Source organism: Shewanella sp. SR43-8, assembly GCF_014163775.1.
Lineage (GTDB): Bacteria > Pseudomonadota > Gammaproteobacteria > Enterobacterales > Shewanellaceae > Shewanella > Shewanella vesiculosa.
Genome location: NZ_JACJDX010000007.1, coordinates 34,176 through 49,509, shown reverse-complemented (window position 1 = coordinate 49,509; position 15,334 = coordinate 34,176). Strand labels below are relative to the sequence as shown.

Annotated in this window: 11 protein-coding genes and 1 tRNA gene; 2 read left to right on the top strand and 10 right to left on the bottom strand. The window is 41.4% G+C overall.

Annotated elements, in window-relative coordinates:
- Positions 1–44 precede the first annotated feature (44 nt).
- On the top strand, positions 45–1,058 hold the full coding sequence (gene ansA / locus H5114_RS10290) for an asparaginase (RefSeq protein WP_182697276.1): 1,014 nt from the start codon (positions 45–47) through the stop codon (positions 1,056–1,058).
- Positions 1,059–1,155: 97 nt separating this feature from the next.
- Here the strand turns inward: ansA and H5114_RS10285 are convergent, their stop codons facing one another.
- The 10 genes from H5114_RS10285 to H5114_RS10240 all read right to left on the bottom strand — a co-directional run bounded on the left by H5114_RS10285 (position 1,156) and on the right by H5114_RS10240 (position 13,371).
- On the bottom strand, positions 1,156–1,437 hold the full coding sequence (locus H5114_RS10285) for a YeaC family protein (RefSeq protein WP_124014744.1): 282 nt from the start codon (positions 1,435–1,437) through the stop codon (positions 1,156–1,158).
- The gene (locus tag H5114_RS10280; RefSeq protein WP_124014743.1) at positions 1,434–1,751 is read right to left on the bottom strand and encodes a zinc ribbon domain-containing protein; all 318 of its coding nucleotides are present in this window, start codon (positions 1,749–1,751) and stop codon (positions 1,434–1,436) included. Before H5114_RS10280 ends, H5114_RS10285 begins: the two co-directional genes overlap by 4 nt.
- A 53-nt stretch (positions 1,752–1,804) precedes the next feature.
- On the bottom strand, positions 1,805–2,929 hold the full coding sequence (locus H5114_RS10275) for a carboxypeptidase family protein (RefSeq protein ID WP_182722851.1): 1,125 nt from the start codon (positions 2,927–2,929) through the stop codon (positions 1,805–1,807).
- A gap of 96 nt (positions 2,930–3,025) precedes the next feature.
- A complete protein-coding gene (locus tag H5114_RS10270) occupies positions 3,026–3,688 on the bottom strand; it encodes a response regulator transcription factor (RefSeq protein WP_182722850.1) in 663 nt (220 codons plus the stop codon).
- Positions 3,689–3,842: 154 nt separating this feature from the next.
- Positions 3,843–5,636 (bottom strand): DUF885 domain-containing protein, encoded by a 1,794-nt coding sequence (locus H5114_RS10265; RefSeq protein ID WP_182722849.1) that lies wholly within the window; start codon positions 5,634–5,636, stop codon positions 3,843–3,845.
- An 835-nt stretch (positions 5,637–6,471) separates the two neighbouring features.
- Complete coding sequence (locus tag H5114_RS10260) at positions 6,472–7,791, bottom strand: DEAD/DEAH box helicase (protein WP_182722848.1); 1,320 nt, start codon at positions 7,789–7,791, stop codon at positions 6,472–6,474.
- 198 nt (positions 7,792–7,989) lie between these two features.
- Positions 7,990–8,079: transfer RNA gene (locus H5114_RS10255), tRNA-Ser, on the bottom strand.
- A gap of 230 nt (positions 8,080–8,309) precedes the next feature.
- Positions 8,310–8,942, bottom strand: coding sequence for a YchE family NAAT transporter (locus H5114_RS10250; RefSeq protein WP_124014738.1), 633 nt, complete (start codon positions 8,940–8,942; stop codon positions 8,310–8,312).
- 634 nt (positions 8,943–9,576) lie between these two features.
- Positions 9,577–11,628 (bottom strand): S9 family peptidase, encoded by a 2,052-nt coding sequence (locus tag H5114_RS10245; protein WP_182722847.1) that lies wholly within the window; start codon positions 11,626–11,628, stop codon positions 9,577–9,579.
- Positions 11,629–11,835: 207 nt separating this feature from the next.
- The gene (locus H5114_RS10240; protein WP_124015022.1) at positions 11,836–13,371 is read right to left on the bottom strand and encodes a fumarate hydratase; all 1,536 of its coding nucleotides are present in this window, start codon (positions 13,369–13,371) and stop codon (positions 11,836–11,838) included.
- 180 nt (positions 13,372–13,551) lie between these two features.
- On the opposite strand from H5114_RS10240, the gene pabB reads away from it, so the two are divergent.
- The gene (pabB, locus tag H5114_RS10235) at positions 13,552–14,973 is read left to right on the top strand and encodes an aminodeoxychorismate synthase component I (RefSeq protein ID WP_182722846.1); all 1,422 of its coding nucleotides are present in this window, start codon (positions 13,552–13,554) and stop codon (positions 14,971–14,973) included.
- Positions 14,974–15,334 lie beyond the last annotated feature (361 nt).

The following is a 15,334-nucleotide window of genomic DNA, read 5'->3' as shown; positions in this document are numbered from 1 at the left end:
ATTTACACAATCTGCAATTATCGCTAAATAAGAGTCCTATATTTATGCCAAAACGATCGATTTACGTAGCCTATACAGGCGGTACCATCGGAATGCAAAAAACAGCCAATGGTTTTGTGCCTGTGTCTGGGTTCTTAACCGATTGTGTACAGTCTATGCCGGAGTTTTATCATAACGAAATGCCTGAATTCGTGATTCATGAATACAGTCCACTGATTGACTCATCTAATATGGCGCCAACCGATTGGCAAATGATAGCAAACGATATTCAAGCAAACTATGAAAAGTACGACGGTTTCGTTATTTTGCATGGCACTGACACCATGGCTTATACCGCATCGGCTTTGTCATTTATGCTCCAAGGTTTGTCTAAACCTGTCATCGTCACCGGTTCCCAAATTCCATTGGCGCAATTGCGCTCAGACGGTCAAACTAACTTGCTCAATTCACTGTATATTGCCGCCAATTATCCTGTTGCTGAAGTGTGTTTATTTTTTAATAACAAGCTGTTTCGTGGTAATCGCTCCACGAAAGCGCATGCGGATGGCTTTGATGCATTTGCATCGCCTAACTTCCCTATGTTGCTTGAAGCAGGTATTAAAATTAACCTCAAAGCAGGTAAAATTAGTAAGCCAACAGGAGAGCCTTTAGAGGTTGTGACCATTAGTCCGCAACCCGTTGGTGTGGTTACGCTTTACCCTGGTATTTCTACGGACATTTTTAATAACATTTTACAACAACCGGTAAAAGCACTGATTTTATTAACCTTTGGAGTGGGCAATGCGCCACAAGATAAAAAGTTGCTTGATACCCTCAAACAAGCCGATGAACGCGGCATCATATTGGTCAATTTAACCCAGTGTTTTCAGGGCAAAGTCAATATGGGCGGTTATGCTACCGGTAATGCTTTAGCCCAAGCAGGGGTGATAAGCGGTGCAGACATGACCATTGAAGCTGCATTAGCAAAACTGCATTATTTGCTTTCAATCGGATTAACCTCAGCGCAAATCAAACAACGCATGCAGGAAAACCTTATTGGTGAGCTAACAGTCGATTAAGTTGCCTTGTCTGCAGCCTAATAGCAAAATCTGAAAACAAAAATGCGAGCTCTGTAGCTCGCATTTTTGTTGACTATAACTCGTTTATTGAATGAGTTTATAAATCAGCTTCTTTAAACTCGGCGATAGGATCGCCTTTAAACTGTTTTTTCAGCTCTGATTTAGACAACTCATTAATATTCCCACCCGCACCAATAGTAAAATGTTCAGTTTGCTGAAGCTTACGTGCTTGATACAACATCACTACTTGCAAAGTCGATTCACGCTGTGGCTGAGTTAATACTGTACCATCATCCCACTTACCTAACTCAGACGCAGACAATAAGCGAAGGTATACTTCTTCAGGCATTTCATCAATGACTTTATTGATATCGTTCATACTGATTTCCGTTTATGTAATACTATTCTGACTCGGGTAATAAGATAGCCCGTAAAGCCAATAACAAAACTTGCAATCGCGAGATAAGAAGTTGTGCCCTGAGCAGGCTCTCCTCCCCAAAACCACACGACAACCCCTGCGATAAACAATGTCAGAAAAATAAAGCTTTGGGTCATTAAGCTATTAGAACGCTCAATATGACTGATAATTTTTAAAGACTCAGTATTACCATCCAAGGCTGTTTTACAATGTTGACATTGTTTAGCCAGACTTGAGATACGCTTTTGACATTTAGGGCATGCAACTAAGGCCATAATTTACTCTACCTGCTGATCATCTAACATTAAATTTAGCGTTTGTGTGGAAATTATAGCTGCTCAACAACAGCTAACATCGCGACTAAAGACGCTTCACCTAAATATACGCAACGTTCTGGAGACCAGCCCACAAACGGGTCGGCTAAATTTGCATTGTCTTTAAATGGCATCTCTAACGTGTTTGATAAACAACTGAATGTATTCGCTACCCAGTTAGACCCTACGGTTAAATTAGCTTGCCCCGGTTCATCCTTGTCGTAACCAAACTCTGTTTGGAAATCAGCACTGGCAATGGTTAATGCACTCAGGAATTGTTGTTGTAATGCGGCCATTTTATCGTTGTAGTTTGGTACACCTTCACAGCCCGCTAGGAACACATAAGGAAGACCTTCATCGCCATGAACATCGTAAAACAAATCAACACCAGTTTGGTGCATTTTATTGACAATATAATACACCTCAGGACTTTTCTCTAAGCTCGGAGTCTGCCATTCGCGATTAAGATTGGTACCAACGGCATTAGTCCGTAAATGGCCACGAGCGCTACCATCTGGGTTCATATTAGGCACAATGTAAAAATTGGCTTTGTCTAACAAAGCTTTAGACGTTGGGCAATCACTATCAAGCAATTGATTTAACAAGCCTTCGACTAGCCATTCAGCCATGGTCTCGCCAGGATGTTGACGCGCAGTGATCCAGATATTTTTCTTATCAGGATTAGCATCACCAATTTTAAGCAAACTCATGTCACGACCATCGAGGGTTAACCCAAGGTGCTCAAGACTGACAGCTGGATGCAATTGTACTTCGCTGATTAAATCTAAATGACGTTCGTAGCTATAAGGAGCAAAATAGGCAATTTGAATCGCTTCACAATCTAGCTCTGCGTGAATGGTTAACTTGCCATCAACATATTGGGTTGGCAATCTGAACCAAGTTTGGCGATCATAACTGGCAACCGCTTGGTAATCTTCCCAACCTTTCGGGTATGAGGCATCACCTGCATTGATAATATTAAGGGTATATGTCTGGCCAACTTCACCTTCTAGACGAAAGTTAAACCACTGATAAAACTCACCGCCGAAGTCGGGACGAATGGCGAGTTGTATATCGTCATGTTTATCAATATTAATGACGTTAATGTTGCCGCCGTCGAAGTTTGCTGTAATCCGCATTAGATTATCCTTTAATGTGCTTGCACTTATTTTTGGCTGAGTAATCACCTTTTTTATGCGCCATAGCTTATCAAATGCGGCAATTGCTGTGAACCTTTAAAAGTTAAAGCTGTACCCTTGACCGCGAACCGTATTAATTAGCTCGCGTGGCAAATTGCGTTTAACTAATTTACGCCGTGTATTACTGATGTGCATATCTAAATTACGGTCAAATCGACCCAACTCTTTGTGTAATACTCTGCGTTGTAATTCTTGTTTAGTGATCACCTCACCTTGGCGATCAAACAAATATTTAAACAGGCGATACTCTGTTTGAGTCAGCACCAGGGACTTTTCAGCAAAGCGAATCGTATAACTGGTGTCATCAAAGCTAATATCTTGATTAAAATTATCATTCATTGGTGCTTGGAGGCGCCGATGAAGCACATTAAGACGCAATTGTAATTCACGTATATTGATTGGTTTTGCTAGATAATCATCGGCACCTAACTCAAGAGCGTTAATGCGCTCTAGTTCGCAGCGACTGTCTGCGAGCACAATAATAGCCGTTGAAGGTTTTCTGGTAACGAGTAACCAAAATGAATCCATTTTAGGCACTGAATAGTCTAATAATATCGCTTCGAGCTGAGTGGTTTCCATATAAACCAATGCATCGAAGGCATTATTGACGCGATGAACACTATAACCCTGCTCACTTAGCTGTTGATCTAATTCGCTTTTATCGGAGAGGTTATGTTCAATGAGTAGGATATTGTTCATGATAAACCACTTAATGATAACGATTACTATTAAGATTATCATATTGATTTGTTTATAACTAGATGTAATCTTTGTTGCCGCCGTTTGATTAACAAAAAAAGGCCTGAAAATTCAGGCCTTGAGATGTTTGCCACACTAATCAGCAGAAGCTAAGCTATTTTTCTAGCATCAACTGCTTGATAAATTTAACCGGAGCACTGCCGTAACTTAAAAACTGTTCATGGAACTGTTTTAAATCAAAATCATCACCTTGATTGGCTTTTAGCTGTTCACGGAAATCATAGATCTCACGATAACCAGCATAATAACTGGTTAGCTGTACTTGACTTAATGTTGCTCGGCGCCATTTGCCTTCAGCTTCAGCACGTTGCTGGAAGGCTTCATTTTCAAGTAAATCAATCACCTGCTCTTCGCCCATACCGTTGACTTGAATACTGTAATCTAAAATAGTGTTACAAATAACGCGTAAGTTCCACTTGTAATACATCAACCACATCTCTGGCTCAAAATTACCATAGCCCTCTTCTAACATCATGCGTTCAGCATAGACAGCCCAACCTTCTATCATGGCACCGTTACCAAATAGACTTTTGACTAAACTCGGCGACTGATTTGAATACACCAATTGGGTGTAATGCCCTGGGATCGCTTCATGGATATTAAGCACTTGTAAGATCCAATGATTGTATTCACGTAAGTAACTTTCAGCAGACTCGGCACTCATATTATCAAGTGGCGTCACATTATAATAAGTGTTACCACCTTGATCATAAGGCCCTGGGGCACTGATAGATGCGCCAGCAAAACCCCGCATATACTCAGGGGTTTCACGAACAACCAATGGCATATTAGGATCAAGTGTTACCAATTGCTTGTCATTCACAAATTGAATCAGCTCAGGAATTTGTTTGCGTACTTCAGCAACAAAATTTTCCCGTTTAACATGTTTGCTAGATAGCACATCGATGAGCTGACGGATCGCTTGTCTTTCATCGGCAGGTTTTGGCGTATCAATATACTTTGACCAAAGAGTATCGGTTAGCTTAGCCATTTCTTGCTGAACTTGATTTTTATCTGCTACCGCTTTGTTGTACAACTGTTTTGCGGTCATACCAGACTGAATATCAAAGGCGAATTTTTCTTCATACAATGTTTCACCGATACGAAAATCTCGGGCGCCCTTTTCAGTCAATTTGCTTTCAAGTGCAGTTAACCACTCAATATGCTGTTTAATGGCTGCTGTTGCGGCATCAAAGCGCTGAGTGAATAAGGCCTTTTGATCTGTACTTAAGCCAGAATCGGCAACTTGTTGTACTAATGCATCAGACAATACCGAAAAAGCCCCTTGGTTTTGCATAATCGCAAGTTGAGTGTGTTCAAGAGTTGGGTCGCTAATGTTATTTCGTGCCGCTTCGTAATAAGCAGGTACATTTTCAAGACGGGCAATCACTGAGGTGAGGCGTTCATCTAATGGTGCAAAGTCCTCATTAATAATTTGCGCAAATCCACCGGCAACATTGTAATTTGATGGGTCCCACTGCCAACCTTTAAACCGAGTAATTTCCCACTGCATTGAATCAACTAAATTACTCAACAGTTTATAATCGATTAGCTCATTAGCTGACAAGGATTGCGGATCAAACTCAGCCATAGCCATTTGCTGTTGCTTAACAAAAGCCAATGTTTTATCACGGCTAGCTTGATTTGGGATATCCAAATAGCCATCATTAACATGCTTACCACTATACAAGGCCCAAGTTGGTGACAATTGCCACAGCTCATCGATAAACCTTTGTGAATATTGGTTAAAATTTAATTTTTCTGCTGATGTACTAGCCTGCGCATTAACGCTATTTTGTGGATCACTTTGTTGCATTGAGTTATCACTACAGCCCGCTAATGCGGCTAAAGCGAAAGAAACCGCCAAAGGAAGTAGACCTTTTTTCATTTGTTATCCCTTAAATTGTTATTATTGTTTGTGCAAAATGACTTATCTTATTATGTTACATTTAGCGCTTTTTGGGTGCTATTTTTATGAGTAATAACTTGCTTGATTAATGTGATCAAGTTGGAGAAAATTATCTTGCTAGCATTATTAATAGTTAATCATGTTCGTGACTTATTTGCAGCAAGCAGACATCTTTTGTGACATAAAATCTTACGCTATCTATGCTATAACGGCCGACTACAAGGTATTTGGTTACATTTTTGCAGCCGTGCCCATCGCCAATGGCAGACCTTCAACATGACCACTATCCCTATTACCTAAATCTTAATGGCACAAAGGCCACTAATGCTGAAAGCTATGAGTATTCAGGTTGCACCTTATTAAGATGAGATTACCTATGATGCTCAACGATTGGTGATTGCAGATAGCCGTTAACAGCAACAATTACTCATCGATATTATCTGGAACAACAATAATGACGTTATCAATGCCACAGTCAGCGGACTTGGTGCACAAAGTAGCATACAAGCCCCAAAGCAATTCAAAGATTTTATTGGCGCTTATAGCTTAATGAGTTGAACGAGCTTAATTGGTTGAACAAAAGCGTTGGAGGTTAGCCATATCAAGGCAATGTTACCAGGCCTCATGGCTGTTTTGATGGTAAACCGTACCCTAGACAGCAAAAGCAGTTTGCAGTGTTAACCATAGCCATTCGGTTTGTGCTGTCGACAGACTCCCCTAGCCTTTTTTATCGACACAAAAAGCATCGACACAAAAAAGCGGAATAGACATTCCGCTTTAATCAGAGACGAATTAACCTTTGACTCAGTCTAGGTTAGATATTCCATGGATTCACTTTACCGCCTTTAGTGCTTGTCGCTGCTTTGGTGGTTTTGGTTTTTCTAAAATCAGCTGGAGCCGTTTTCGACTTACCTAAACTAAGCGTGGGTCTGTCAGTATCGGGGGTTGATTTATGTTGACGACTCTTAGGCATAAAATTCAATACCGAAATTGGGATCGGTTTTTTTGGTTCAAAACCTTCGATGACTTTGCGTTCAATTAAATGCCCTAAACGACTTTCAATCATACACAGATTTTTAAAGTCATCATTTGACACAAAAGAAATTGCCACACCAGCAGCTCCAGCGCGACCCGTTCGGCCAATACGATGAATGTAATCATCGGCAGGAAAAGGTAAATCGTAATTGATAACACGAGATAAATCATCAATATCTATACCGCGGGCCGCAATGCCGGTTGCCACTAAGTATTTAATGTTACCTGATTTAAAATCAGCTAGAATTTGCTCACGCACTGGCTGACTTCTGCCACCGTGAATGCATTCAGCGCTAATGTCACGTTTTTCGAGCTGACTGACCAACTTGGCCGCACCTTGTTTAGTTTCGATAAATATCAGCGCTTGGTTCCACTCTTCTGTTTTAATTAAATGACTTAATAAAGCAGATTTTTTATCTTTATCTACCGTTGTTAACCACTGTTCGATTTTTGGTGCGGAATCGCGATCAGCAATCACTGAAATTTCTACTGGGCGCTTAATGGCCGTTTTCGCTAACGCACGAACTTGGTTTGATAAGGTGGCTGAGAACAATAAACTTTGGCGCTCAGAAGGTAACTTATCAATCACTTTATTAATGTCTTCAATAAAGCCCATGTCGAGCATTCTATCTGCTTCATCCAGAACCAAGACTTCAACTTCATCAAAGTGCACAGCACGTTGAGTATATAAGTCAAGTAAACGTCCTGGGGTTGCAACCAGAATATCGACACCCTCGATTAATGCTTGTTTTTGCGGTTTTTCATCAACACCACCGTAAATCGCAAATGATGTTAACGGTAAGAACTTAGCATAATGCACAATATTGGCTTGTATTTGCACAGCCAGTTCACGTGTTGGGGTTAAAATTAATGCCCTAATACGCTTTTTACGCTGCATTTCACTGTCGGCTAAGCGCTCCAATATTGGTAACACAAAACTGGCGGTTTTACCGGTACCGGTTTGCGCGGCCGCAAGCAGGTTTTTACCCCGTAAAATAACCGGAATAGTTTGTTGTTGGATTGGTGTTGGTTGACTGTATCCCACTTCATGTAGGGCATTGACAATCGTGTCGCGTAATCCAAGTGTCGAAAAAGGCATGAAAGTGGGTCTCAGTAGTAGAATAAGAATAAAGCATTATAGAGGCTGCGCATAACAAGCGCTAACACCAAGTAACGATAAGGCATGCGATAAAATAGCATGGTAGACAAGGGAGAGAACTAGCATCACCCAAATGTCGTGGTTTTATTTAAAAATACAAATGAAAAAAGACGTCCGAAGACGTCTTTTTTCATAATATGGCGGTGAGCGAGAGATTCGAACTCTCGTTAGGGATAAACCTAAACACACTTTCCAGGCGTGCGCCTTCAGCCACTCAGCCAGCTCACCAATTTTTTGACTGAATTTTTATCAATAACAGCAAAGTCATATGATAAAAAGCCAATCTTTAATATCTGATTACATTGAGGCTATATATTAGTTCTCACATACAAAACTGCATCAAGCTTAGTCGCATTATTGCTAATCGAGGCGTACTTTACGCAAATGCCGATAGCGGGTCAAGCTAAAAAACCCGACTATCAAGCGTTTGCACAAATGCTCAGCAACTTATCAGTGAACTAACCGATTAATGTGGGGAAAAGGCCTTTAGCTCCTGCGGCAATGACTTCAATGCCTAATGACAACATTAATAGTCCCATTAAACGGGTAATAACGTTAATGCCGGTTTTTCCGAGTAACTTAAACAATACTGGCGCCATACGGAATAAAGCCCAGCTGACAAGGCCTATGGTCACAATAGTTAAGAACATGCCAACGAAGTTAATCATCTTATTGTGCTCTGCGGCAAACACAATCACCGAGCTAATGGCGCCAGGACCTGCCATCAAAGGTAACGCTAATGGCACCACAGCAACAGATTCCATCCCAGAAGACTCACGATCTTCTTCTTGGTTACGTTTTACTTCACTGATCTTACCTTGCAGCATCGACATCGCAATAATACATATCAAGCTACCACCAGCAATACGAAATGCAGACAATGAAATACTGAACATACTCAGAATATGCTGACCGGCTATCATAGTGACTAATAAAATCACCACAACAGCAAAGTTAGCCACTCGGTTGGTATGGCGGCGCTCAACTTCAGTTTGATGGCTGGTTAAGCTCACAAATACAGGCAATAACCCTACTGGGTTAATGATGGCTAACAGTCCTAAAAAGAACTTGATATAAAGCATAAAATCCACTGACTGCACCCTCTTAATATTACCTGATTTAAAGCTCGATTCTGAGGGCGCTAATGTAGCTGAAACCCAGACATTTCCCAAATGAAATTTTTTATATTTGATAGGCCATTTTACAATACAAAAACTAATGGAATATCTATTTAACCTCTTTAACCGTTTAATTATAATCCACGAAAAATGAGGCGCTAAGTAATTTTATTTCACGATATTGCACACATTAGCCACTAACTGATGCTTTAATCTACTAACCGCTTTGGCGAATCACCTTGTCTGTACTAAAAATACTAACCCGCCACTGATATGCATATTGGCAAAAGATGAAAAATACTAACATTGAGCCAAATTAGATAACTGAAAAACATTCATGTTTAGGCACTCGTTTGTCGTCGATAAAATCCCTTGCTATTAAGGCGATAATATTCACTCGCAACACCAAGATTAACCAGCCACTCATGCTTTCATGTTAATCCTGCAATAACCGCTGATATTAGGCCATAAAATAGCGTACAACAAAAAAGAGATGTTGCCAGTGGCAACATCTCTTTTATTTGACCGTTAATACTCATCTGTATAATGACTAGGTCGCTGATATCAACACAGGACTAAGTCTAAAATTGCAGATAAGGTATAAAACCTATTTAGCCGTCCAACGATCCATCCAGCCAAGCACATTCTTGTACCATAGCTGTAGATTATCTTGATTTAAGATCCAATGGTTCTCATCCGGGAATACCAGTAGCTCAGATGGAATACCTTTACGTTGCATCAAGGTAAATGCGGCTAAGCCTTGGCCATAAGGTACGCGGTAGTCTTTTTCACCGTGAATAACCAGCATCGGAGTTTTCCAGTTTTCAACATAATTAGCTGGGTTAAACTTTTCATATAGCTCTTTGTTTTGATCGTATGGACCACCAAATTCATATTCAGGGAACCATAATTCTTCAGTGACATAATACATAGAACGCATATCAAACAAACCGGCATGATCAACTAAGCACTTGAAACCATCGTTCCACTTGCCTTGGAACCAGTTCATCATATAACCACCGTAAGAACCACCGAGAGCACATGCATTGCTCGCATCTAACCAAGGTTGCTGAGTCGTCACGGCAGCCATACCCTTTTTAAGATCTTCAAGTGGTTTACCGCCCCAATCTTTACCTATTGAGTCAGTAAACGCTTGGCCATATCCGGTAGAACCATGGAAGTCGACCATCACCACACCGTATCCAGCACCAGCCCATAGCTGCGCATTCCAGCGGCTACTAAAACTGTTGCCAAATGAGCCTTGTGGGCCGCCGTGAACGAGGTAAGCAATCGGGTATTTTTTACCTTCTTCATAGTTAACTGGTTTAATCCAGTAGCCATGAACGGTTTCATCGTTCCAACCTTTAAAGTTGAACTGTTCAAATTCCCCAAAGGTAATATTGGCTAATTTGTCTTTGTTGACATCAGTCAGCTGAGTCAATCGCTCACCTTCTAAAGTCACACTGTATACATCACCTGGTTCAACTAATGTCGATTTTTGGAAGAACAATTTATTATTGGCGACCGCAATTAAGCTGTTACTACCTTGATTATAAATCGGACGCACATCGCCAAATTGGGTATTGACCTCAAACAGTGTCACTTGACCAAGATCTTGAGCCGTCACATATAACGTACGGCCATCGGCACTGAAATTGATCGAACTTGGGCTACGATCCCATAATGGAGCGACTTCTTTTTCTTGGCCAGTGACATTGTCACGTAACATAATGCGGTTGCGATCAGCTTCATAACCAGGCTTAGTCATGGCTAAATAAGCCAGATAACGGCCGTCGGCTGAGTATGTTGGTTGTGAGTCCCAGGCTTTGTTGTCTGGGGTTAAATTAACCGTTTCACCGCCCGCAACTGGCACTTGCCATAAATCATAGTTGGTGGTCCATGCTTGATCGTTACTGGGCGCTTTAGCACTATAAACAACGAATTTGTCATCTGCGGTAAAGGTTACTTCTTCCATGCCTGAAAAAGGCTTAGGCGGCGTTTCAGTATCGCGACCGGCTGTAACATCAATCGCGGTGGTGACTTTTTCACCATCGAGTGAAGCCACAAATAAATGATTACGCGCGTGATCTTCCCATGTATCCCAATGACGGACCATTAGCTGCTTATATAACCGTCCAGTGCTTTTACGTTCAGCTTCTGCGGTAAACATCTCTTTTGAACAGGCTAAGTCTTTACACTCTGGAAATACCCGCAGGGTCATGACAAGCTGTTTGCCGTCGTTAGACAATTTGTAGCCATTAATGTCTAAAGGTAAATCAGTAATCGCTATCGCTTCACCACCATTTAGCGCCAGTTGATACAATTGGCTGCTTCCAGTGCGGCTAGCAAGAAAGTAAATTGATTTTCCATCAGGCGAAAAACTGACATCATGCTCAGTTCCGGCGGCAGAAGTCAGTTGTTTTGGCTTAGCATTTTTATCGCTCAAATCGAGCAGGTAAAGATCCGAGTTAGCCTCGCCTTTATCATCAACCACTTTGACGCCGTAAACCATGGTTTTGCCATCATTTGAAACGGCTGCCGAATGCAACTTATTTAGCTTAACTAATTGTTGAACGTTAAAAGCGGTGGGCTCTGCCGCATAAACTGATGTAGCCAAACCAGCAGCTACCAATGCAAATAATACAGAAGACTTTTTCATTGTTATCTTGTCTCAGTTGTTTAAATAAAAACATGACTGCGCGTTGAGCTAGATACAACTCGACTAACGCGTAATCATAAAATGTGTATTGCAGACTAACCAAAGCAAAACGCTCAGGCAACATGCCTTTTGTAAAAAGCTGTAAACCCGAGCGTTAGATCACATTGACACATATGGCTTAAACATAAGCACAGTCGTGTTTATCACTTACTTTGTTGCTTTACTGTTCGCGATATTAATTTTCCAAATCGCCGGACCGGTTTCATGTGCATTGACACCATTGGTATCAACCGCAACCGTTACCGGCATATCTTGTACGTCAAACTCGTAAATGGCTTCCATGCCTAAGTCTTCAAATGCCACCACGCGTGACTTCTTGATCGCTTTAGACACTAGATATGCTGCGCCGCCAACGGCCATTAGATACACCGCTTTGTGCTTTTTAATCGAAGCAACGGTTTCAGGACCGCGTTCAGACTTACCAATCATGCCCATAAGGCCTGTTTGGTCTAACATCATGTCTGTAAACTTATCCATGCGAGTGGCGGTTGTAGGACCGGCTGGGCCGACCACTTCATTGCCGACAGGATCAACTGGGCCCACGTAATAAATAAATTTACCCGTAAAGTCGACGCCTTCAGGTAAACCTTCACCAGACTCAAGTAACGTTTGAATGCGTTTATGAGCAGCATCACGGCCAGTCAGCATTTTACCGTTGAGTAGTAAGGTATCACCACTTTTCCACGTTTCAATTTCGGCTTGAGTGATGGTGTCTAAATTCACATGATGAGTATTCTCACCCGCTTCACGAGTGATCTCAGGCCAATCAGATAACGATGGCGGCACTAAATCCACAGGACCTGTGCCATCTAAATGGAAATGAACATGACGCGTTGCGGCGCAGTTAGGGATCATCACCACAGGTTTTGAAGCGGCATGGGTCGGTACAGACTTAATTTTAACATCCAGCACTGTGGTTAAACCGCCTAAACCTTGTGCACCAATACCTAAATTGTTTGCTCGTTCAAAAATGTCTAAACGCAACTTCTCTTCAGTTGTAACCGCACCACGTTGCATTAATTCATGGATATCAATCGATTCCATTAATGACTCTTTTGCCAGTACAGCCGCTTTTTCGGCTGTGCCACCGATACCTATGCCTAACATACCCGGTGGACACCAACCCGCGCCCATTGTTGGTAAGGTTTTTTCAACCCAAGCAGCAATGTCATCAGACGGGTTAAGCATAGCCATTTTAGATTTATTCTCTGAGCCACCACCTTTAGCGGCAATCATCACTTCAACTTGGTTGCCCGCAACCATATCAATATGCACCACAGACGGAGTATTGTCTTTAGTGTTTTTACGTGCGCCAGCAGGATCTGACACAATTGATGCACGTAAAGGATTATCTGGATTAGTGTAAGCACGACGAACACCTTCATCGACCATTTCTTGAACGGTCATATCGGTTTTGTCCCACTGAACCGACATACCAATTTTAACAAAGGTAGTCACAATTCCGGTGTCTTGACATAAAGGACGTTTACCTTCAGCAGACATACGCGAGTTAATCAAGATTTGAGCAATGGCATCTTTAGCCGCAGCGCTTTGTTCACGCTCATAAGCCTTGTTCATTGCATCAACAAAGTCTTTGGGATGGTAATAGGAAATGTATTGCAAAGAATCTGCGATACTTTCAATAAAGTCCGCTTGTTTAATCACAACCGCTTGACTAGACATTGAAGATTCAGTTGTAGAGTGAGATGTGGTATTCGTCGACATATGGGGCGCTCCAGCAGCCATTGCGGCCTAACATGGTTATCGTTTTTATTAGAATCGATTTAATATTAACTATTAAGGCCAATATGATACTCTTTCCATCCTTTTTGGGCTACATCACATTTTAGATAAGGGTTATCGATGTCTGCGCGGGCAAAAAACGCACTTTTTATGCAAAAACTGGATTGGAAAATAGACACTAAGACGCTATTTTCACTTTTTAGCCACCAGCCATGGGCGACATTACTCGACTCCGCCAATGCGCCGCACCAAGATGCCACTTTCGACATTATTGGGTTTAATCCTATCGCGACCTTAACTAGCCATGACGGAATTTGCTCATTTAACCCTAAACATCCAAAAATAATCGCGCTTAATATCGACATCAATCAGCAAGCCAGTCCATTTGAAACATTAGCGCAACTGCATGCTCGTCTTTATCCCAGTGCGCAAGGATCTCTGCATCCTTTTAGTGTCGGTGCACTTGGGGCATTGGGTTATGATTTGGGTCGAGATATTGAAAACCTGCCTAAAATAGCAGTTAAAGATATTCATCTTAATGATATGAATATTGGATTTTATGATTTCGCCCTGATATATGATTACGCAGAAGAGTCTTGGTATGCATACCATTATGACGGCTTTGGCGCACTTGATTATGAGTTGAATTTAATTCAATCAAAAATGGAGCATAATCTAAAACAGACATCCAGCTTGCCTGCTTTTCAATTAACCACACCATGGATTAATCACATTAGCGTTGAACAATATCAACATAAGTTTGCACGTGTTCAAGAGTATTTACTCAGCGGTGATTGTTACCAAATCAATTTAACCCAACGATTTGAGGCGCAATATCAAGGTAATGAATGGCAAGCTTACTGTGCATTATCCACGGCGAATCAAGGCCCTTTTTCAGCGTTTATACGCCTTGAACATCATTGTATTCTGTCTATTTCGCCAGAACGCTTTATTAAACTAAGCGACCAGCAGATTGAAACTAAACCGATAAAAGGCACGTTACCTCGCCATCAAGATCCGCTTTTGGATCAACAAGCTGCAGCAGCATTACTTGCATCCGAAAAAGATCGTGCTGAAAATGTGATGATTGTTGATCTGTTACGCAATGACATTAGCAAAGTCGCGGCGCCCGGCTCGGTTAAGGTACCGACATTATTTGCAATTGAAAGTTTCCCTGCTGTGCACCATTTGGTCAGCACCATAAGTGCCACACTGGCACAAGATAAAAATGCATTTGATTTACTCCAAGCAGCCTTTCCTGGCGGTTCAATTACTGGCGCACCAAAAATTCGCGCCATGGAAATCATTGAAGAGTTAGAGCCATCACGACGAAATGTCTATTGTGGGAGTATTGGTTATATCAGTCAAAACGGTAATATGGATACCAGTATTACCATTCGCACTTTAGTCACCGAAAATAACCGTATTTACTGTTGGGCTGGCGGTGGCATTGTCGCTGATTCAAATGCCGACGCTGAGTACCAAGAAAGTTTTGATAAAGTCAGCAAAATATTGCCTTTGTTGGCGAGTCTGAATCAGTAAAAACAGGTGTCGATAACCATTCGTTATACCAAGACTTACAACAGTAGATGATAGCGATTGTTGACTTGTCAGCAATCGGATTGTTTTTAGTGCTGCCGCGTTATTGATTACCTAGCTGAAATAACGCCCTGTCATAGCCTCTACTTTAGATAAAACAGTCACACACTGCTTAAAACAACTCCTAAAAAGATAATCAGGCTTTAAAGGCCATAGCTTTCACTGCAATCAACTTACAGTGCTCTCCCGTATATTTAATTACATGATAACAATACCCTATCATCTTTCTATTAATTTTGAGCGATCGATCAAATTAATTTGAGCATTCGTTCAAAAACTGTTTTAATACACTTCTTACTTATGA